This is a genomic window from Bilophila sp. T19-St14 (genome assembly GCF_059728385.1).
Genome location: NZ_BAAGFT010000001.1, coordinates 3023645 through 3044435, shown reverse-complemented (window position 1 = coordinate 3044435; position 20791 = coordinate 3023645). Strand labels below are relative to the sequence as shown.

Here is a 20791-nt window from a genome sequence, read left to right as displayed (position 1 = left end):
TTATTGATTCCGCGTGAGGACGAACCACAATGTCCCTGAAGTCAATAAGGTTTCCTTAAACTGGGGAGAGAAAAAACGGCTGAAGAGTATTTTTTCAAAGAAACCCGGCTGATAGGTCAGGCAATCAAACTGCTCAATACGAAATCCAGCCAGTCTGGCCCGGTACTCGATGAAGTTATAGGCCTCCTCCGGACCAAAAAACCATCTGTGCCGGTCTTCAGGCCGATCTTTCTGTAGCCCATAAAACTTCATATCATACTGTCCATTTTTATATTTTCCATTTTTCAAAAAGTTCCAGAAATCCTGATACGGATTAGGAAGCGATATAATGACATGCTCGCTTGCAAGGCGCATACATTCATCAAAAGCAGCATGAATATTTTCAAGATGTTCCAGAACATCAAGGCATAGAACGGTATGGTATTCCTTATCCTCAAACGGATAGGGAATATTTTCAAGATTATACTTCAAAAGAATATCTTCACCAAAGCCAATAGAATAATACTGGCTTGTCTCTGGAAGACAGTTTGCCAGAAGACCTTTGTCAGCACCGATATCAAGAATTTTTTTCTTATCAAAAAGAACTTTATATTTGTCATACACATATTCCATTTTATCTTTGCGAGACGTAAATATTTTATTAGTTGTATATATCATATGTTATTACCTTGTATATATTTTATCATATCTTTTACAAATTTTACAGATGACAAGCCCGATACATACTTAAATGAGTTTTCAGCAATTTCTTTTCTTTTTTCTTTATTACTACATAGGATATTGAGTGCTCTCATCCATCCATCATAACTGTAAACAATAAAACCATAGTCTTCATTTTGAATTGCAGAGCAAGCTGCAGTGGAAATTTCTGCTATTACAGGAACTTTACATTGCTGAAACAAATAAATTCTTCCAGGGTTTGTACATTTTTTGAATTGCAAAAGATAATCCTGAACATGAGCACCCGTATGCGGAAGAAGAAGGCCTGTTATTTTTTTAGTAAATGATGCAAGTAAATTAGGTATTGGTGTCGAAAAAGGAACAATACCAATATCTGAGTTTACTATTTCTGTTATTATAGTATCAATATTCCATTGAATATCTTTAATATTTATATCTGGTCTTGATTTTTTCCAAATTCCAAGCTTCTGCACATCATAGATAGCATGAAATTTTATATCAAATTTTGAAGATATCTTTTCTAATGCTGCGATAAGAGGGGGTGAAAGACTTTCAAGATGCTGCTTATTTCCATGATAAGAAATTATTATTTCATCAGTGCTAGAAATATTTCGAGAAGGTAAATTAAATTTCTCTAATAACGGATAGTAAAATATTGGAATATTATATTTTGCATAATAATCAAGTTCTTCATATGATCCAACAATCCAATAGTCAGCCTTTAGACATTGAGAAAGATATTTATCTGTTAAATCTGAAGGCTGAATTTGAATTTTTATATGGCTGGTTGTATCCTTGCACAAAATATTCTTATAATTTTTTCCATAAATAACAATATCAAAGCCATCTGTATCATCAAGAATTCCATAGTGAACAGAAAAACCTAGTTCTTTCAGATCACGATATATGCCATAAGAGAAAACTCTCGTGCTTCCCACAGAAAGGTCATCAGAATCATATACTAATATACGAAGCGATTTATCCATGCTTTATTTATCCATATCCAAAAGTTTATATATAAGATTTTTATAGTTATTACACATTATCTCTAATGTATGGTACTTATTTACAATTTCTAATGCATTTTTTTTGAATGAAGCATGATTTTCAAGAATTATTTTTAAATTAAAAATAGGATTTTCCTTGTCTATAAAAAGACCTCCTTTTAAGCCATCATCCTTATGTATCAATTCAGGGACCCCGCCACTAGCATCTGCCAGCACAGGAAGTCCACTGGCCATGGCTTCAATAACAGTATTCGGGGAACAGTCATCAATAGAAGGAAAAAGTAAAAGATCCATAGAGCGCATATATTTTGCCATTTCATATCTATCATCAATAAAAGGCAGATGCGTAACATTTTCTAAACTATTAATAAAATGTCCACTTAGAGGATCATTATTTTGATTACCAATTAAATAAAAATGTATATTTTTATTGTTTTTTAAGATTTCTGCTATAGCAAGAACCATCGATAAACCTTTACGAGGCATTCCTGTTGCTGCAATATGGCAAATATTAATATTGCCTTTAAGGCTAACCTTATCACCATTTGGTGAAAAAATATTTGTATCTGTACCATTATATATAAAATATCGTTGTGTACAATTTAATTTTTGAAGTTTGCCAAAAATAGTTTCAGGAAGTATTCCTTCATAGAGTGTCTGACAATATTTTGACTGATAGACAGTAGCGTCTGCATATTTATTAACATTAATAATTGTTTTCTCATTTCCATATGCTTTACATAGATAAAAATATCGATCATCCAGTCGATGAATTACCTTCATTGATTTATTTTTTCTTTTTGCTTCTTTTAGTATTTGTTCAGCTGTAATATTAGGAAGCATATATTTTTTTGCTAAAAATTTCGGAATATATTGTCCAAATTTTTCTAAATTTTTTATTAAAAATTTATGATACCTATTAAATTCTCTAAGTGGCCCCCCTGCAAAAAAGAAAAAAATATCAATATCATCTATTGTTTCAACAACTTCAAAATTATTCTGCTTACTGAAATAATCATATAAACATTGAACCACAGGTAAAACGATAAGTTTTTTTCCCGACTTATCATAAGGATAATTCAAGTATATTTTAATTTTTTTCATATTCATCTCCTTTTTGGATTAATATACTATCAAGTACTACAATACCTGCTTTTGCAATTTTATTTTCAACTTCAGAGTTTTGAGCTGTTGAAAAGGTAAGAATATTTTCCACATAATCGATGAGAAACCCAGCAGAACATTTTATATTTAAGCTGAAACTCTCCCCCTTGAGAGGAAACTTTTTTATTTTGAAACATAGTTTTTTTTGCAGGGAATTTATATTTAAATATTCTCCCCATGTTGGAGAAAGAGTTGTAATAATTCTCTGATATTCATCTACCACCATAGCCTGTACGATGATGTCATCCACACTGTTGAAAATATCATATTCAATAATAAGATTGATATCTTCGAGAGGAACAGGTTTTTTTATCACTGTGCCATCATCAAGGCTGAAATAAGCTTTTGAAACTCGAATATCACCACTTCCTGGGCGAACAGTTTGCTCTATTCCACTGTTAGAAAATATCTTTCTATCTTCCTGCCGGAGATATTTTTTTACAATAGGCTCTGCTTCTCCAGAGGCGATACAACGCCCTCCTGATAATAAGAGGGCTTTTTCGCATAGGCGCTCAACCTGATACGGACTGTGCGAAACAAAGAGCAGAGTGACGCCACTGGACAACAGCTTTTGTACTTGCTGGTAGCATTTCTTCTGAAACATGATGTCGCCGGTGGAAAGAACCTCATCCACCAACAGAATATCCGCCCGGGCATGAACAGCAATACCGAATGCCAAACGCGCCAGCATTCCACTGGAATATTGCCATACAGGCCTGTCAATCCAGTCTTCCAGTTCGGAAAAATCCATAATCTCAGGTTCCAGTCTTCTTATGTCCCTGCCGGAAAACCCCATAATGGTAGCCAAAAGAGTTATATTCTCTCTTCCTGTCAACTCCATGCTGATGCCGGCGTTAAGCTCGATCATGGGGAAAATCCGACCGCCAACAGTAATAGAGCCTCTGTCTGGCGGTGTTACTCCGGCCAGCAGTTTGAGCAAGGTCGATTTGCCGGCGCCATTGCGCCCGAGGATGCCCAGCGAGCCCCCCCGGCGTACTTGAAAGGACACATCTCTGATTGCGTAACCGCTTTCCCGAGACTGGCGTTTTTTCCAAGGCAACAAAGATGGAAGCCCATAGCTTTTCCAGACATTCTTCACATCAATAATGATATCATCGTCCATAGAGCAAATTCACTTCAAAAGAGGGAATAAGGCATTCTGGATACAGCCGTTCCATTATTCAACGCCCCTACCTAGATGGTATCGGCCGCATAGCGGAGGGTACGACGAAAAAAAGGATACCCGATAAGCCAAACCAACGCCGTTGATGCCAGTATGACACAAAACGACACCCCATCTGGCCACTGTCCAAGAAAGAGTGCGTTCCGGAACATGGATACAGAATGTGCGACAGGATTGATGGCAACAACCCACCTGAACTGTGCTGGAACAATTTCCGGAGAGAAAAATATTGGCGTAACGAACATGCCAAGCTGCAATATGATAGGCAGGAGTACAATGATATCCCTTCGATATATGCCAAGAGCACAAACTAGGAGACCTACTCCCAAGGCAAATCCCCCCAGAAATATGATAAAAAATGGCAAGCAAAGCCACGACAGTGACGGGTGTACCCCAAAAAAGAGACTCATGCCTAAAAGTAGCACTAAGTATGTTATTACTGTCAAAACCGGCATTCCCAAGGAACTCAGGGCAAATGCCAAGGGATTGACAGGCATTTTGCGCAATATGCCCATGTTACTACTCACGCTGGGGTACACACCGGAAACAGATGCACTGAAAAAAAGCCATAAGGAAACACCGGAAAAAAGAAATGGCAAAACAGGCGCATCTTCAGATTCGGGCAGACCAAACATCATTCGAAAAAATATGAAAACAACCAAGTAGATCACAGGAGCCATAAAGGCCAGGACAGGCCCGAAAAGCGTACGCCGAAACTGTGCCTTGAAATCACGCAAAAAAATGACCCGGATAAGCCGAAACATGGGTGGGTGCAGGACTACTTGGTTCTTCATACATTTTTCCTTTCTAGAAGCTGTTGCCGTAACTTCTTCAAGATATTGGCTGCTGCGCCAACGTCAGGCTCTGCCCAGCATGTTTGAAGACCTTTATACGGTCCCTTTTCTATTTTCACGGGGACTAATGTATATGGAACGCAGTGAGCAAACGGTCCATACATAAAATCCATATTCCCTGACCATCCCGTAGCCACTACATGCAAACCATGCTGCATGGCTTCACGAATGGACAGACCATACCCCTCAGAACGGTGTAACGAAAGATAGATATCGTTCTGCATATAAAGAGCATCTAATCCTTCCACAGAAAGCACTGCATCTAGGATTTGCACACCGGAGACTGTAGAACATGCTTGCCACAGTCGTTTCAGCTTATCTCCATGCTCCCGCGCTCCGGTGACCTTAAAAACAAGTTCTGCTTCGCCTGCCTGAAAAGCCATGCTAAAAGCCTTGAGTACAGCCAGAGGATTTTTGCGTTCGAATGAAGATCCGAGATCAAAGGAGTAAAGGCAGTGAATTACGCCGTCCACAGCGTACCGTTTTTTGCGAAGAACTGGTGTGGGGACGGGATGAGGAACAACAGTAATGCGTTTATCTGTGCAAGGACGCAACGCATTGCGTACAAATGCACTTGGAACAACAATCTCATCAACAAAATTTAAAGCATGTTTCCAAATTTTGGGAATACTTTCCAGCTCCCATGCCCAGTAAGCTACCAAATGTTTATCTTTGAGTATTTTTTTCCCTAATCGACATACCACAAGCTGAAACTGGGGAGGATTGGCATGGATAACCATAGTGCCAGCTCCCATATTTTGGATCTGTTTGACTGAAAGAACATTTTGAGGCAAAGGTAGATCCGCTCTTTCCAACATGAGTCCACCGACATCCACTCGAACAACACGGAATCCTTCCTGCTCTTTACTGTCGGCATATAAACGGGCTCCCTGAGCAATGCCACTAGACGATCGAAAGGCGCCCAGTATATAGAAAATGGCATTATCTGAAACGACTGATCGTTTGGATGTACTCCGAAGACATATTGCCGATAAAATGATTAAGCGAAAAGATTGCGGCAATATCTTCCAGCATTTTTTCATAAATATTTTAAAAGTGAACATACTAGATATACATTATTTTCAACATGTTAATAAATTACTTACCTTTGTAACAAAATGCTCATACTGATATTTTTATGCTAACTATCTTTGTCTATATCCTATTTTAGGGCCTCTTTTGACATCTTCAGCATGAGGTAACAAATCGACCGGAATACCCAGTTGAACAAGTTCCCTGTGCTGTTCCGAAGGAATGCGCTCAGCCTTACCCAGACGATCGGCAGGCATGCGAGTATTCCCAGTGATTTTCCTATTTCACTGAAATTCATCTTATTTCTTCTCATCCAGATGATGAGACGTTTCAAGCGAGTAAGTTCGATGTATCCAGTCATGGGATAAATATTTTCCGGTAAGAAAAACAAAATATGAGTGTTCAACTCAGCGTATTTTCTTAAAAAAGTTAGTTACAAACTGTTAGGATTGATTTATCCTAAAAAATTGTCTTCTTCGAAGCAGTAAGAAGAGTAGAGCCTTAAAAAAGTGTACTTTTTGGTTACCCCTTTATTTAACTTACTTCGCACTCTCTTACTCCAAAATTATTCAACTTTCCAGCCTAAAATGGGAAATCCCCCCCTTTGATTCTCAGCGCCATCTACAGCTGTTTTTTCTCTTTTGTATCCCATAATCACTTGAAAAAAACATAAATAATTCACACATACTCAAAACCTGCCTCAGTCTTCCCGTATAACTTGCCGTCCCCTTGCGCGATTTCATCTGCATGGAAGATGTTACAGAAAACTTGCCCAAGAGAGCGGTATAGACATTCCTTTCAAAGCAAAAATACATTTCATAAATGTATAGATATATGTTATTACATTGAAATAACATATTTTTTAGTAAATGTCTGTCCGGAATACCGGACAGACATTTTTCTGTCATGGAGGTAAGATGGAAACATTCTGTTCGGAAGAGATCGGCAAGCTGGCTCAGGCGCTTCTCAAGGTTCAGCGACAACTGCAGCCCGCATTAAAAGATGCGGACAATCCCTTCACCAAAAGCAGGTACGCGACACTGAACAGTGTCATGGACTCATGCAGGCAGGCACTTCTGGATAATGGCATCTGGCTCTGCCAGTATCCTGTTCCCGTCGAATCCGGCTGCCTGGGGCTGGTCACGAAACTCACCCATGCTGAATCCGGTCAATGGCAGGCAAGCCTTGCGGTTGTGCCCTTGCCCAGGGCCGATCCTCAGGGAGTGGGAATTTCGATGACGTACATTCGTCGTTATGCTCTTTCAGCCATGCTGGGCATCGTGACGGAGGAAGATACGGATGGAGAATTCCCCAAAAATCGTCAAATAGGGCCATACGCACGAAAAGGGCCGCAAATGCCCCTCAGATCAAAAAAGATGCTTCAGGCATAAAAACCCACGGACAAAATTTCAGGGGCCTCAAATCGAACGTCAGAGGGACTTGCAAAATTGCCGAAACTGGACGGCATTTCCTTCAAAATTGTAGAGGCTCAGGACGGAAGGGAATGCATCCTTGCCACAGGCAATACGGCGGCACAGAAAAATACACTGTCGGCTGCCGTTTTCCACTGGAACGCACAGTGCAAGATATGGTGGAAATATGCCGACGCCTCATGAATCAACCCACATATTCCATAGAAGAGGACTGCCGATGCCAGCGGTCCTCTTCCTTTTTCAGACACGAGAGGAATAAGGAATGCGGAACAAAGACAAAACCGTCATCCGGTTTATCGGGATCGATGAATGGTGCAGGGCCGTCTTTCGGGAAACGGAGGGGAATCGCTGATTCAAGTCCGTCGAACTCGTTCCGGATCGGTTCCCCGGAATGCCGGACAATGCATGGAAATTTCTCCTGCATTCGCTGCATACGACGGATGAATTCGAAGGAGAACCCGGATTTCCCGTTCCACGGGAACAATTCATTTTTATGCGGGAAAATGGGGAGATGAATACGGAGGGGAACGCATGAATACGGAACGGAACCAGGAAGACAGACTGCTGTCGCTTGTCTGCCATGGACTTCAGGAACATGCGAAGTGAATGACCTCAGCCATGCTTGGGGACCGATCGCAGTACATCGGAATGTCGGACATTGACCGAATGCTTGAATGCCCACGATCCGTCTTCATGTCGAAAGTGTTTTCCGGAGACACGCCATCCATTCTCAGGGCACTGTGCGGACTGTTCTGAAACGCCAGCCTGTTCTTCAGAGGGGCCATTGGCTGGAGATGGGAATGGAAAACGCCTTCAAGGCAATTGCGGTTCCTTTTCTGGCACAACTGGAAATTGACGTCGTTCGAGAAGGAATACCTGTCCGGGCGCATCTGGATTTTACAATGGCCGGTGAGAATCCGTACAGAGTTCGGGTTCTGGAGCTGAAATCCACAAGAAACCTCCCGGACGCGCTTTCCGTCGCCTATGAAACCCAGATTTACGGCCAGATTTCCCTGCTGCGGGAATACTGGAATCTCCCGGTATTCAACCTTGTCATGGAAAATGGGGAGGTTCTTCACCAGCGGACATTCCCGGCGTTATGCCGGGAACGACTGGGAATTTCATTGCCCGATTCGCCGGACTCCGTTGATATTCAGGGTTGGGTACTCTGCATGTCGATGGATGACGCCCGTCCGTTTGGTCCGTATTTCCCTGATTCCGGAATGCTCGATGAATCTATGAAAACAGCGGAAGACCTGTGGATGGCTCTACGGGAATACCGGACAAATCCGTTCCCTCCGGATTCTCTGCGGACTGCGGACGGATTCAATCCGCTTTGTGCTTACTGCGACTGGAACGCGGACTGTCCGAAGTTCAAAGGACTTGAGCATCCCGAATGGGAACCGGATCTGGAACAGCTTGCCGCACTCAAACGACACAGGAAGGAACTGGAAACCGAAATCGGAACGGTGGAATCCGGACTGAAACTGGCCTGCACTCTGGCTGATGCCGATGGACAGTGGATTACTGCCGGGACATACCGTTTCCGGGTTTCCCGTCAGAAGGGAAGATGTAGCTTGGACAAAGGGACACTGTATCAGGAGCTTGCCTCTTCCCTTGGCCTGGAAAAAACAGAAGTCATATTGAACCAGTGTGAGAAAGAGGGAGAGTCTTTCGAGCGGCTATTCACCCAGCAACTGTCTCATAATTGACAGGCAAATAATAGGTTCCTGCAAGAGGAGAAGCTTCGATGAACGTCATGTCGAGCCGAGAATTCAATCAAAATGCTGGCAACGCAATACCAATATTTATTGCAGATAGAGGTTGTTTTCACATGTTCTTCTTGTAATAAAGGAATACCGCAAGATTATGGCAATGCACCAGAATATGGCGGCCATACTGGCTTGCCCTGAAAGCGTGGATATGGATTTTGAACCAATGGGGATTCCAGCCATTACCTCCTGGAATCCCTGAACTGAGCCGGAATATCATTTCCATCCCGGTTCCTCTTTCATGAGGAGCCGGGATTTTTGTTTCTCAACCTCAAAATCGCAGGAGGTCATCATGACACAGACACTTCCACAGGAGCTGGAACAGCTTGAGGCAACGGAATTTGACGCCGGTCTGGTCTTCAGCGGCGCTGCTTCCGGCAACATGGTCAGAGGCTATTCTTCTCCGTGCTCCTGCACGCCTGTTGCAGATTCGACCTATATTTTTCATGAATCGGCACGAGATGTCGTGGTCTGGTTCATGAACAAGCTCGATCCGCTGTATCTGTACGGACCTGCGGGATGCGGAAAATCCAGTCTTGTCAAACAACTGGCTGCACGTCTGAACTATCCCGTGTTCAACGTCACCGCGCATGGCAGGATGGAGTTCAGCGATCTGACCGGACACGTCTCTCTGCAAAAGGGAAACATGGTCTATCAGTATGGTCCTCTGGCCCTTGCCATGCGGTATGGGGCGCTGTTCATCATGGACGAGGTCGATCTCCTGCCTCCCGAAGTGGCGGCAGGGTTGAACGGCATTCTTGAAGGACAGCCGTTGTGCCTTCCGGAAAATGGTGGAGAACTGATTCATCCCAGCCCCATGTTCAGATTCGCCTGCACGGCCAATACCAATGGGAACGGAGACGATACCGGTCTCTATCAGGGAACGCTGCGCATGAACCTTGCCTGGCAGGACCGGTTCATGGTCAGCTCCGTAGACTATCCGGCTGCGGATGTTGAGAAGGCTCTTCTGGCCCGGCTTTTCCCAACACTGCCAGACTCCATCACCTCAAAAATGGTGGACTTCGCAAATGAGGTCCGGGGTCTGTTCATGGGAACTTCGGACACCTCCATCAATACCATGGAAGCCACACTCAGTACGAGAACTCTGATCCGATGGGCAGACCTCACGCTCAAGTTCCAGCCTCTCACACACCAGGGAATCCAGCCGCTTTCCTACACCCTGGATCGTGCCCTTGCCTTCAGAACGGCTCCATCCACACGAGCCATGCTTCATGAACTCGTTCAGAGAGTATTCCCTGTGGAGAACGTCAGTCTGGGGGAGTAGAACAATCCGTCTCCTCCCGTCTTGAAAGGCATCTCCTGCCCATCATTCGTAAGATGGAGCAAGGAGACCTGCATCCCGAAGATTTTCCCGATTCTACCTCGATTACGCGTCTTTACGAACGCTTCTCCATGTCGGTTCCGGCATGGGGAGGCGTTTTTTCATGGGCTTGAATCAGGGAAGGAAGTTGAACGCAATCCATCCATAACTGCATAAACTTATAAGGAAAAAATATGAATATACTCTCGGATATCAAGGTACTGGACTCCCTGCTGGCCCTGACCCCCACCATCACGCTCTGGTCCGCCAGAAGGAAGATGACGCTTTCCGACTTCGGAAATGCGGAACTTCCTCCTGAAGATCTTGCCTCGCTCGGCAGCAAGCGGATTGCCGATCCGGGCAGCCTGAAAATTTTCAGCACGCTGAAGGCCAGAGCCTTCAACTATCTGGACAGACACGGCGTCAGATTCATGTCCGGATGGGCCATTCCCGAAGACAAGGCCGGAGACGTCGTTACCGAACTCATGTCCATACGGGATGATTTCTTCAGGGAAAAGGAAACCTTCCTTGCCGATTATGACCAGTCCATTGAAAACTGGATCAACAAGCATACCAAATGGGCCGGCATCATCAGGGAGTCCACGGTAGGTTCCGAGTATGTCCGGTCCCGCTTCTCTTTCGCCTGGCAGTTGTACAGAGTCGCGCCTCTGACGGAACACCGCGAGCGGAACGCCGTACTGGAATCCGGATTGCGGGAAGAGGTGGAAGGACTCGCCGGCACTCTGTTCAGGGAAATCTCCGCATCCGCCGATGAAATCCGGAAGAACGTCTATATGGGGAGGGATTCGGTGACGCACAAGGCTCTGTCTCCGCTCAGAACGCTTCAGAACAAGCTGGCGGGACTGACTTTCATCGAGCCTCATGTCGCGCCGGTTGCACAACTCATCCAGACCCGCATCAATGCCGTCCCTCCGAAGGGAAACATCACGGGAAAGGGCCTGCTCATGCTGCAGGGGATCGTTTCCATGCTGCGCGATCCTCTTCTGATGCTTGAACATTCGCAGAAGGTCATTGCCGGACAGCATCCCCGGTTCGTGCTGGAACAGGCATGTTCCGCTTCCGAAACAATCATGCCGGAAGGAGAAAATACGGAGGAGTATCCTGTCGCCATGCCTGAAATTCCGGAACTCGATCCGGTTGTGGAACCGGTTGCTTCGGCCAACATTCCAAGCCTGGGCTTATGGTAATACCATGATTTGAAACAAAGATGTGATGAAAAGCCTGCCCCTTCTGGCAGGCATTCTCGGCAGACAGTACAACGTCAGGATGGAAATCGGCGGCACCGGAGCGTTTACGGATGGCAATACCATCCATCTTCCCGCGCTGCCGAAAGATATGGGAGACACACTCCTTAAGGTGACAAAGGGCTTTCTGAATCATGAAGCGGCACATATCCGGGAAACGGATTTTGCGAAACTGAAGGAAGCTAAGCTTACGCCATTTCAGTTACATCTCATGAATATTATTGAGGACTGGAGAGTGGAAGAAAGACTTTCCGCCATCTATCTGGGATGCGGAGAGAATTTCCGGTTCATTATCAGGTACCTGTTTGAATCTGTTCCTGAAAACTCACATACACCTCCGGTCGCGTCCATTCCGGAATACCTGCTTCTGGCCGTCAGGACATGGGCGGTTCCGGAAATCCAGATGCACAAGGACAAAGTCGCAGCGAAAGTTGATGCCCACTTCGAGGGGCTTCGGGAACAACTCGACGCCTGTCTGGAAAACATTCGTCCGCAATGCCGGACAACCAGTGATTCCATCCGGTTTGCTCTGGAACTGGAAGCCATCATCCGGCAATGGGTGGAAAGTCCGAAGAAAAAGGATTCTCCTGAGAACCATGCGGAACCAAAGGTCATCTTCAATTGAACGAACAGGGACGGACGGAAACTGTCTGTCCGGCCTCAGGAGAAAACGTCATGGAAAAACTGGTTTATTTTATCGGTGGAATTATCGTTGGAGGCATATGCACACTAGCAGCCCTGGGATTTGACGAAGAAGAGCTTGATTCCATAGGAGGCGCCTTTCCCGAGACAGGAGACATGGAGGATGAAGAGCACAGGTAAGACGGAAATAAATGGCCCCATCATCCGCGTCAGTCCAGTACGGAGGAACAGGAAAGCTGAATACAGAATTTGATTTCGTGTAACAAGGCTATGATATTAATGAATCAGAAAACAGGCATCTTGCCAGCCGGAACCTTTTACCTTATTCTTTCACTATCAACAGTCAGAAGGTAGACAATCCTCATGATCTGGTCGCCAGAAAATACTTCTCCACCCCTGCGGCCATGGGAAACTTTCTCAGAGAGTTCCTGCCGGGGGACATGTACGAAGTTCTGGACGTCTCCAGCCTTGAACCGACAAGGGAAAGCTTCATCGCACCGGGACTGAGGGAATCCATCGCGGATCTCATCTTCCGGTGCGCCACGAAGGACAGCAAACAAGGAAACATCTACATCACCTTCGAGCATAAACACAATCCGGCCCCTATATGCGCTCTCCAGCTGTTCAGGCACATGGCGCTCGTGGGAGGATGAAGTCAGTTCGGGACGATTCAGGCCAGGGCAGGTCATCTTCCCTTCATCATCCCCATCGTCATCTATCACGGCAGGGGGAAATGGAACGGAAACCAAATGCGGGAACTTTTTGTGGAAGGCACGTCGTTCAGCGTGTGCATCCCCGATTTTTCCATGCTTGTCTGCAATCTTACCGAGCTACCTGAAGAAAAGCTGCGGGCCAACCTTGCGGACAATGCCATGCTTCTCCTTCTTCAGGCATTACTGCTCAGGCATCCCGTGGAACAGATAGCAAGGACTTTCCTGCTTCTGGATTCCGCCATGAACAGGGAACTCATGGACACCATCAGGCTGTTCCTGAACTACGTCCAGCAGACCCATCCGGATATTACCGAATCACGCATCAAGCAGAGTATAGAGGAAATCGCCATGCAGGAAGGCATCACCACTCCCATGAAGTCTTTTGAGGAATACTGGTTTCCGGAATTCTACAATAAGGGCAAAGGAGGCTGGAAAAGCTGAAGGGAAAGCTGAAGGAATTATTGAGGGAGAGGCAAGAGGAAAAGCTGAGGGGTTACGCTCCGCAGTAACCAGTCTCTTGTTTTCCCGTTTCGAAAAGATTGCCCCCCTTTGGTCACAAAGATTGACCAGTTTAGTGATACCAGCCAGTTATCCTCTATTGTAGTAGAGGTAGCAAGGGCAAAACATTGGAGGATGTCCGACGACTCATTGAAAGGCCAACTCCCAGGATACAGTAAACTGACACGCCGTTCCCCACAAAGAAGAACGGAGTGTTTTATCAAAAGCATGAGGGAAACTGCCATCAGGCCAGGATACCATCCTACCACAAAAAACGCTCAACGCAAGAGCCATGCAAATAAAAAAGATAGTCACAACTTCTCACGGAACTACACGTTCCATCACCAAAAAATGGGGACAACATTCCCCTCAGAACAAGAAAAGGCCCTGCAACTTTCGTTGCAAGGCCTTGTACTTCCTGGCTCCCCGGGACGGACTTGAACCGCCAACCTAGTGATTAACAGTCACCCGCTCTGCCGATTGAGCCACCGGGGAATGAGGCACTCGTTGGTGCGAAAAGAGGTCTATCGAAATGCCTTCCTTCCGTCAAGCGTTTTCTTCATTTTTTTTGAAAAAACTTTTTGACCCGCGGCACGTCCTTGACTGTACAGCACAATTGGACTACGGCTTTGCGGATACAAACTGTGCGATCAGGTCCACAGGGCGCCACGGCCGGAGGGGGGGTCCCGCCGCCGCGGGCGGGAAGGCAATGCGAGAACGGAGGAACGCTCCCGCTGTCTCTAACCCGTTGGAACATTGTACGGCTTTCGTGTAACATCGGCCATGCGCCGCAACAGGAAGCCTGTCCGCCAAAGCCCCGTTCTCGCCGCCGGATATGACCGCGTTTCTTGCCGTCCGTAAGCGCGGAAAATGATCATCGGTCGCCAATCGCTATTTTAATTGATGGAGAGATTCCCTTGAGCAGCCCGGAAACTACGCACCACAAGCCCGTCAAGCTTGCTACCAAATCAGTCCACGCATCCTATTTCATGCCCATGCTTCAAAGCCTCGCCGATAAAGACGAGCTCAACGAAGTCGTCAAAAACTGCGTGGTCAAATCCTGCGAACTCATGGATGCCGGGATCCCTCTTCATCTCAATGGGTTCGTGAAGACGCATGACGCTGGGGCCATCCGGGCCGAATACGAAGCCTGTTCCGCCACCGAGCTTGAAGAACTGAACGAGACGTTCACCTGTGCCGGGCGCATCATCTCCCACCGCTCTTTCGGCAAGGTCGCGTTCTTCCATCTTATGGATCGCAGCGGCCGTATCCAGTGCTACGCGTCCAAAGATCTTATGGGTGAGGAAGCCTACAAGAATTTCAAAAAGTTCGACATCGGCGACATCGTGGGCGTGCACGGGAAGCTTTTCCGCACCAAGACCGACGAGCTGACCCTCGCCTGTGATCAGGTGACCCTGCTTACCAAGTCGTTCCGCTCCCTGCCCGAAAAGCACAAGGGCCTCACCAACGTCGAAATCCGCTACCGCCAGCGGTATGTGGACCTCATCACCAACCCGAAAGTCCGCGACATCTTCCGCAAGCGCAGCAAAATCATCCGCACCTTCCGCTCTTTCCTTGAAGAGCGCGGCTTTGTGGAAGTGGAAACCCCCATGCTCCATCCCGTGGCGGGCGGCGCGGCGGCGCGTCCGTTCATCACCCACCACAACGCGCTGGACATGGAACTGTACATGCGCATCGCGCCCGAACTGTACCTCAAGCGCCTCCTCGTGGGCGGCTTTGAGAAGGTCTTCGAGCTGAACCGCAACTTCCGCAATGAAGGCATCTCCATCCGTCACAACCCCGAATTCACCATGTGCGAATTCTACTGGGCTTATGCGACGTTTTATGATCTGATGGATCTGACCGAGGAACTGTTCTCCACCATCGCCACGGAAGTCTGCGGCAGCCCGATCATCACTTATCAGGGTACGGAGCTCGACCTGACCCCCGGCAAGTGGCAGCGCCTCACCTTCCACGAATCGCTGGAGAAGATCGGCGGGCACTCCCCCGAATTCTACAACGACTTCGACAAGGTGCTTGCCTACGTCCGCGAACGCGGGGAAAAGATCCTCAAGACGGACAAGCTCGGCAAGCTGCAGGCCAAGCTCTTTGACCTCGACGTCGAGCCCAAGCTCGTCGCCCCCACGTTCATCTACCACTACCCCACGGAGATCTCCCCGCTGGCGCGCCGCAACAAGGACAACCCGGAGATCACGGATCGTTTCGAGCTCTTCATCATGGGCCGCGAATACGGCAACGCGTTCTCGGAACTCAACGATCCCATTGACCAGCGTATGCGTTTTGAACAGCAGGTTCGGGAAAAGGCCGCCGGCGACGACGAAGCCTGTGCGATGGACGAAGATTACCTGCGCGCGCTGGAATACGGCATGCCCCCGGCCGCGGGCGAAGGCATCGGCATCGACCGGCTGGTCATGCTCCTGACCGACTCCCCGTCCATTCGTGAAGTGATCTTCTTCCCGCTGCTGAAGCAGGAATCCTAACCCCTATGCGTTTTGAACTCTTCGTAGCCTTGCGCTACCTCTTTGCCCGGCGCAAGCAGGCCTTCATTTATATCATTTCAGCCATGTCCGTGCTTGGCGTGGCCATAGGCGTCGCCGCGCTGGTCGTGGTTCTCGGCGTCTACAACGGTTTTACGACGGACATCCGGGATAAAATCCTCGGCGCGAACGCGCACATCATCGTTTCCGGCCCGTTGGCGGCGCTCACCGCGCCGCCTTCGGACGCGGACTTCCAAAAAATGCGCGGCGGCGAAGCCCCCGAACTCTCCGGCATGGCTGCCGTGCTCCGGCGCATCGACGCCACCCCCGGCGTCGTCGGCTCCACCCCCTTCCTTTACGCGGAAGGCATGCTGTCCTCCCCAAGGGGCGTCAAAGGCGTCGTCCTGCGGGGCATCGATCCCAAGACCGCGCCGGACGTCCTCACCATGCTGGACAGCCTGAGCAGCGGCAGCGTCGCAAACCTGAACGCGTCCGTGGAGGGCGCGCCGCCCGGCGTGCTCATCGGCAAGGAACTGGCGCAGCGCCTCGGCCTGGTCGTGGGCAGCCGCGTCAACCTCCTTTCCCCTTCCGGGCAAAAGACCACCGCCGGCTTCCAGCCCCGTATCCGCCCTTACAAGGTTGCGGGCATTTTCCAGACCGGCATGTTTGAATACGATTCGTCGCTTGGGTTCATCTCCCTTGCGGCGGCGCGCGATCTGCTGGGCTTGCCTTCCGATCAGATTTCCGGCATCGAAGTCACCGTCAAGGACGTATATAAGGCCGATACCGTCGCCGCCGCCCTCCAGAAGGAGCTTGGCCCGCTGGCTTCCGTCCGCACATGGATGGACATGAACGCCAATCTCTTTGCCGCGTTGAAGCTCGAAAAAATCGGCATGTTCATCCTGCTGGCGATGGTCGTCCTCATCGGCTCCTTCTCCATCGTCACCACGCTGGTCATGCTGGTCATGGAAAAGACGCACGACATCGCCATCCTGATGTCCATGGGCGCGACCAAGGGGATGATCCGCCGGATATTCATGCTTCAGGGCACGATCATCGGCGTGGTGGGCACCCTGCTCGGCTATGTGCTCGGCATAGGGCTGGCGCTCCTCCTCCAGCGGTACCAGTTCATCAAGCTTCCGCCGGGGGTTTATACGCTGGATCACCTGCCCATCCTGCTCGACTGGGTCGATATCGTTGTGGTCGGCGTGTCCGCCATGACCCTATGTTTCCTCGCCACGATCTATCCGGCGCGGCAGGCTTCGAGCCTTGAGCCCGCCGAAGCCCTGCGGTTTGAATGATGGAACAGACAGCATACGCGACCGCGCCCCCGGTACTCTACGAGCTTTCCGGCGTCGGGAAGTCCTGCGAGGGCCCTGCGGAGCGCATCACCATTCTGAAAAATATAGACCTGACCGTCCGGGCCGGCGAGTCCCTCGCCATCGTCGGGGCGTCGGGATCGGGCAAGTCCACCCTCCTCCACCTGCTCGGCGCGCTGGACACGCCGACCGCGGGCAAGGTACTCTTCGAGGGCAAAAGCCTGCCGGACATGACGCCTGAGGAAAAAGCCCATTTCCGCAACAGGAAGCTTGGGTTCGTTTTCCAGTTCCACCACCTGCTGCCCGAATTTTCCGCCGAGGAAAACGTGGCCATGCAGGCGCTCATCGCCGGGATGAACCGGTCGAAGGCGCTGGAGCTGGCACGGCAGGCCCTCGGACGCGTCGGGCTTTCCGACAGGAAGGATCACAGGGTAACCACCCTTTCCGGCGGCGAGCGTCAGCGCGCCGCCATCGCGCGGGCCATCCTGCTGGAGCCCCGCGTGCTGCTGGCCGACGAGCCCACCGGCAACTTGGATCAGCGGACAGGCGATTCCGTCGCCGAATTGCTTCTGGAACTGAACCGCACACTCGGCATGACCCTCGTCATTGTCACCCATAACCGTGAAATGGCGGGAACCCTCGGGCGCTGCCTCGAATTACGATCTGGAGAACTGTATGAAGAGATGCGTACTCGCGCTGCTGGCGCTGGCGCTGTGTAATCTGTTGTTCCACGGTACGGCTCAGGCGGCGCCCAAACAGGCGGCCTCGGATGCCGTCCGTGTGGCCGTTCTCCCCTTCCAGATCAATGGAGGGGCGGATCTCAACTACCTGAACGACGAACTGCCCAAGCTGTTTGAACAGCGGCTGGCCCAAAAGGGCTTTAAGGTCATCCCGGCCAAGGATACGCTGCGCCTGCTCAAGAACCAGCGGATCAGCCAGCTCAATCTGGCGGCCGCGCGTTCCATCGCCAAGCAGACCGGGGCGAACTACGCCGTATACGGCAGCTTCAGCAAGACCGGCGACGCGTTCAGCATCGACGCCCGCATGGTCGATGCCGCAGGGCAGCGGGGGGCACAGCCCTACTTCGTCCAGAAGCAGAACATGATCGAGCTGCTCCCCGCCGTTGACGAGCTCGTCGAGAAGATGGGCGGCGGCGCGGTCAAGGGCGACGCCATCACGGACATCCAGATCCGCGGCGTCAAAGTCCTTGATCCCGATGTGGTGCTGATGCGCCTGTCCACACGGAAGGGTGACGTGGTCGATCCCGCCACGCTCAATGAAGAAATCAAGCGTATCTGGGATCTCGGCTACTTCAGCGACGTGAACGCCGACATCGAACAGGGCGGGCAGGGCCGCGTGCTCGTGTTCACGGTCAAGGAAAAGCCCCGCATTGACGACGTGATCGTCAACGGCTCCGACGAGGTCAAAAAAGAAGACATCCTGGCGGCCATGAGCTCCAAGACGGGATCCGTCCTCAACGATCGCCTGCTTGCCGAAGACATCCAGAAGGTCACCGAGCTGTACCGCAAGGAAGGCTTCTACCTCGCCGAAGTCAACTACCGCATCGAACAGAAGGCCAACAGCGCCTCGGCCGTGCTGGTCTTCGACGTGAAGGAAGGCAAGAAGCTCTACATCAAGGAAATCAAGCTCGAAGGGCTCCAGAGCATCGACGCCGACGACCTCAAGAAGGAACTCGCGCTCCAAGAGCACGGCATCCTGTCATGGGTTACCGGCACGGGCGTGCTCCGCGAAGAGTACCTTGAGCGCGACTCCGCCGCGATCACGGCCTACGCCATGAACCACGGCTACGTGGACATTCAGGTCGCCGCGCCGCAGGTGGACTACTCCGAAGACGGCATCACCGTCACGTTCACCATCAATGAAGGCATACGCTATAAACTCGGCGAAATCGGCTTCAAGGGCGATCTCATCGACAACGACGAACGCCTGAAAGAAGTGATCAAGCTTGACGACTATAAGGATTCCAACGGGTATTTCTCCCTCACCGTCCTGCAGGACGACATCAAAGCCCTCACCGACTTCTACGGCAATTACGGCTACGCCTTCGCCGAGGTCGATGTGGACACCCCGAAAAGTGCCGAGGAGGGCGTCATTGACGTCTTCTATGTGCCGCACAAGAAGCAGAAGGTGCATATCCGCCGCGTGGTCACGCAGGGCAACACCCGCACCCGCGACAACGTCATCTTCCGCGAACTGCGCCTCGCCGACGGCGACCAGTTCGACGGCTCCAAGCTGCGCCGTTCCAACGAACGCCTGAACCGCCTCCGCTACTTTACGCAGGCCGATACGACCATCGTCCCGACCGACAAGGACGATGAAGTCGATCTCCGCGTCAACCTGAAGGAAGACCGCACCGGCGCCATTATGGGCGGCGTGGGCTACTCGACCTTCTATCAGTTCGGCGTGAGCGGCAGCATTCAGGAGCGCAACCTGTTCGGCCGCGGCTACTCGCTCGCCCTGCAGGGGTTCGTGTCCGGCAAGTCCTCGTATCTGGACTTGTCTTTCGTCAACCCGCGCATCTACGATACCGATTTCGGCTTCAGCAACAACAGCTACGCCATCTGGGAAGAATGGGACGACTTCAAGAAGAAGACCATAGGCAACACCATTCGCCTCTTCCACCCCATCGGCGAATACACCTCGGTATCCGTGGGCTACCGTCTCGACCGCTACACCCTGTTCGACATCCCCGATTCGGCATCCCGCGCCTACAAGGAATATGAAGGCAAGAACCTGTCGAGCGTCGTGAGCACCAGCATCACCTACGACTCCACCGACTCGCGCGAACGTCCTACGTCCGGCGTGGTGGGCCGCGTCTCCATGGAATACGGCGGCGGCGGTATCGGCGGCAACGACAACTTCTTCAAGCCCATCGGTGAATTGCAGTCGTTCCATACGCTGTTCCGCAACCCGAACCACATCTTCCACTGGCGTGGGCGCGTCGGCGGCGTGTTTGAAAACTCCGACAAGCCGGTACCCGTGTTCGACCGCTTCTTCATCGGCGGCATCGACTCCATCCGTGGTTATGACTCGGAAGACCTTGCCCCGCGCGATCCCAAGTACCATGACGAAATCGGCGGCGACCGCATGGGCTTCCTGAACTTTGAATACATCTGGACGTTCCACCCGGAAATGGGCATCGCCCTCGTGCCGTTCTTCGACATCGGCTACAACATCGACTCCAGCCAGACTTCCGATCCCTTCAGCGAACTGAAGAAGTCGGTCGGCCTTGAACTGCGCTGGCGTTCGCCCATGGGCGATCTGCGCTTCGCCTACGGCTTCCCGCTGGACAAGAACGTCAAGGGCGACCGCCCCGGCGGACGGTTCGAGTTCTCCATGGGCCAGTTCTTCTAAAAACAAGGGTGCGGGAAGGGTTCCCTTTCCCGCA

General features: G+C 50.0%; 16 protein-coding genes, 1 tRNA gene and 1 pseudogene. 11 read left to right on the top strand and 7 right to left on the bottom strand.

Annotated elements, in window-relative coordinates:
* From AC6I1V_RS12860 to AC6I1V_RS12835, 6 genes are all read right to left on the bottom strand, one after another.
* Nucleotides 1-657 (bottom strand): class I SAM-dependent methyltransferase, encoded by a 657-nt coding sequence (locus AC6I1V_RS12860; protein ID WP_497737042.1) that lies wholly within the window; start codon nucleotides 655-657, stop codon nucleotides 1-3.
* Nucleotides 654-1667: a glycosyltransferase family protein gene (locus AC6I1V_RS12855; protein ID WP_497737041.1), complete on the bottom strand. Its 1014-nt coding sequence runs from the start codon at nucleotides 1665-1667 to the stop codon at nucleotides 654-656. The genes AC6I1V_RS12860 and AC6I1V_RS12855 overlap by 4 nt, the downstream gene beginning before the upstream one ends.
* Before the next feature lie 3 nt (nucleotides 1668-1670).
* Complete coding sequence (locus AC6I1V_RS12850) at nucleotides 1671-2792, bottom strand: glycosyltransferase family 4 protein (protein WP_497737040.1); 1122 nt, start codon at nucleotides 2790-2792, stop codon at nucleotides 1671-1673.
* Entirely contained in the window at nucleotides 2779-3975 is a 1197-nt protein-coding gene (locus tag AC6I1V_RS12845) for an ABC transporter ATP-binding protein (protein WP_497737039.1), read from the bottom strand. Before AC6I1V_RS12845 ends, AC6I1V_RS12850 begins: the two co-directional genes overlap by 14 nt.
* A 71-nt stretch (nucleotides 3976-4046) precedes the next feature.
* Nucleotides 4047-4829: an ABC transporter permease gene (locus AC6I1V_RS12840; RefSeq protein WP_497737038.1), complete on the bottom strand. Its 783-nt coding sequence runs from the start codon at nucleotides 4827-4829 to the stop codon at nucleotides 4047-4049.
* On the bottom strand, nucleotides 4826-5953 hold the full coding sequence (locus AC6I1V_RS12835; RefSeq protein ID WP_497737037.1) for a glycosyltransferase: 1128 nt from the start codon (nucleotides 5951-5953) through the stop codon (nucleotides 4826-4828). Before AC6I1V_RS12835 ends, AC6I1V_RS12840 begins: the two co-directional genes overlap by 4 nt.
* Nucleotides 5954-6838: 885 nt before the next feature.
* Here AC6I1V_RS12835 and AC6I1V_RS12830 point away from each other — a divergent pair.
* The 7 genes and pseudogenes from AC6I1V_RS12830 to AC6I1V_RS12800 all read left to right on the top strand — a co-directional run bounded on the left by AC6I1V_RS12830 (nucleotide 6839) and on the right by AC6I1V_RS12800 (nucleotide 13508).
* Complete coding sequence (locus AC6I1V_RS12830; RefSeq protein WP_497737036.1) at nucleotides 6839-7312, top strand: ERF family protein; 474 nt, start codon at nucleotides 6839-6841, stop codon at nucleotides 7310-7312.
* An 842-nt stretch (nucleotides 7313-8154) separates the two neighbouring features.
* Complete coding sequence (locus AC6I1V_RS12825) at nucleotides 8155-9066, top strand: hypothetical protein (RefSeq protein WP_497737035.1); 912 nt, start codon at nucleotides 8155-8157, stop codon at nucleotides 9064-9066.
* 352 nt (nucleotides 9067-9418) lie between these two features.
* On the top strand, nucleotides 9419-10411 hold the full coding sequence (locus tag AC6I1V_RS12820; protein ID WP_497737034.1) for an AAA family ATPase: 993 nt from the start codon (nucleotides 9419-9421) through the stop codon (nucleotides 10409-10411).
* Nucleotides 10412-10641: 230 nt separating this feature from the next.
* A complete protein-coding gene (locus AC6I1V_RS12815) occupies nucleotides 10642-11655 on the top strand; it encodes a DUF3150 domain-containing protein (protein WP_497737033.1) in 1014 nt (337 codons plus the stop codon).
* Between the two features lie 79 nt (nucleotides 11656-11734).
* Complete coding sequence (locus AC6I1V_RS12810; protein ID WP_497737032.1) at nucleotides 11735-12337, top strand: hypothetical protein; 603 nt, start codon at nucleotides 11735-11737, stop codon at nucleotides 12335-12337.
* Between the two features lie 50 nt (nucleotides 12338-12387).
* On the top strand, nucleotides 12388-12534 hold the full coding sequence (locus AC6I1V_RS12805; RefSeq protein WP_497737031.1) for a hypothetical protein: 147 nt from the start codon (nucleotides 12388-12390) through the stop codon (nucleotides 12532-12534).
* 95 nt (nucleotides 12535-12629) lie between these two features.
* Nucleotides 12630-13508, top strand: a pseudogene (locus tag AC6I1V_RS12800) (Rpn family recombination-promoting nuclease/putative transposase).
* A 476-nt stretch (nucleotides 13509-13984) separates the two neighbouring features.
* Here AC6I1V_RS12800 and AC6I1V_RS12795 read toward each other — a convergent pair.
* Nucleotides 13985-14060 (bottom strand) — tRNA-Asn (locus tag AC6I1V_RS12795).
* A 500-nt stretch (nucleotides 14061-14560) separates the two neighbouring features.
* Between AC6I1V_RS12795 and lysS the strand changes: the two genes are divergently transcribed.
* Genes lysS through bamA form a run of 4 tightly spaced genes read left to right on the top strand, consistent with a single transcriptional unit; the run spans nucleotide 14561 to nucleotide 20757 of the window.
* Nucleotides 14561-16066 carry a lysine--tRNA ligase gene (gene lysS / locus AC6I1V_RS12790; protein WP_302552201.1) on the top strand — a complete coding sequence of 502 codons (1506 nt, stop codon included), beginning with the start codon at nucleotides 14561-14563 and terminating at the stop codon, nucleotides 16064-16066.
* A gap of 5 nt (nucleotides 16067-16071) precedes the next feature.
* Nucleotides 16072-17364, top strand: coding sequence for a lipoprotein-releasing ABC transporter permease subunit (locus AC6I1V_RS12785; RefSeq protein ID WP_486853605.1), 1293 nt, complete (start codon nucleotides 16072-16074; stop codon nucleotides 17362-17364).
* Complete coding sequence (locus AC6I1V_RS12780) at nucleotides 17361-18101, top strand: ABC transporter ATP-binding protein (protein WP_479858184.1); 741 nt, start codon at nucleotides 17361-17363, stop codon at nucleotides 18099-18101. The genes AC6I1V_RS12785 and AC6I1V_RS12780 overlap by 4 nt, the downstream gene beginning before the upstream one ends.
* Complete coding sequence (gene bamA, locus AC6I1V_RS12775; RefSeq protein ID WP_302552174.1) at nucleotides 18058-20757, top strand: outer membrane protein assembly factor BamA; 2700 nt, start codon at nucleotides 18058-18060, stop codon at nucleotides 20755-20757. The genes AC6I1V_RS12780 and bamA overlap by 44 nt, the downstream gene beginning before the upstream one ends.
* The last annotated feature ends 34 nt before the right edge of the window (nucleotides 20758-20791 follow it).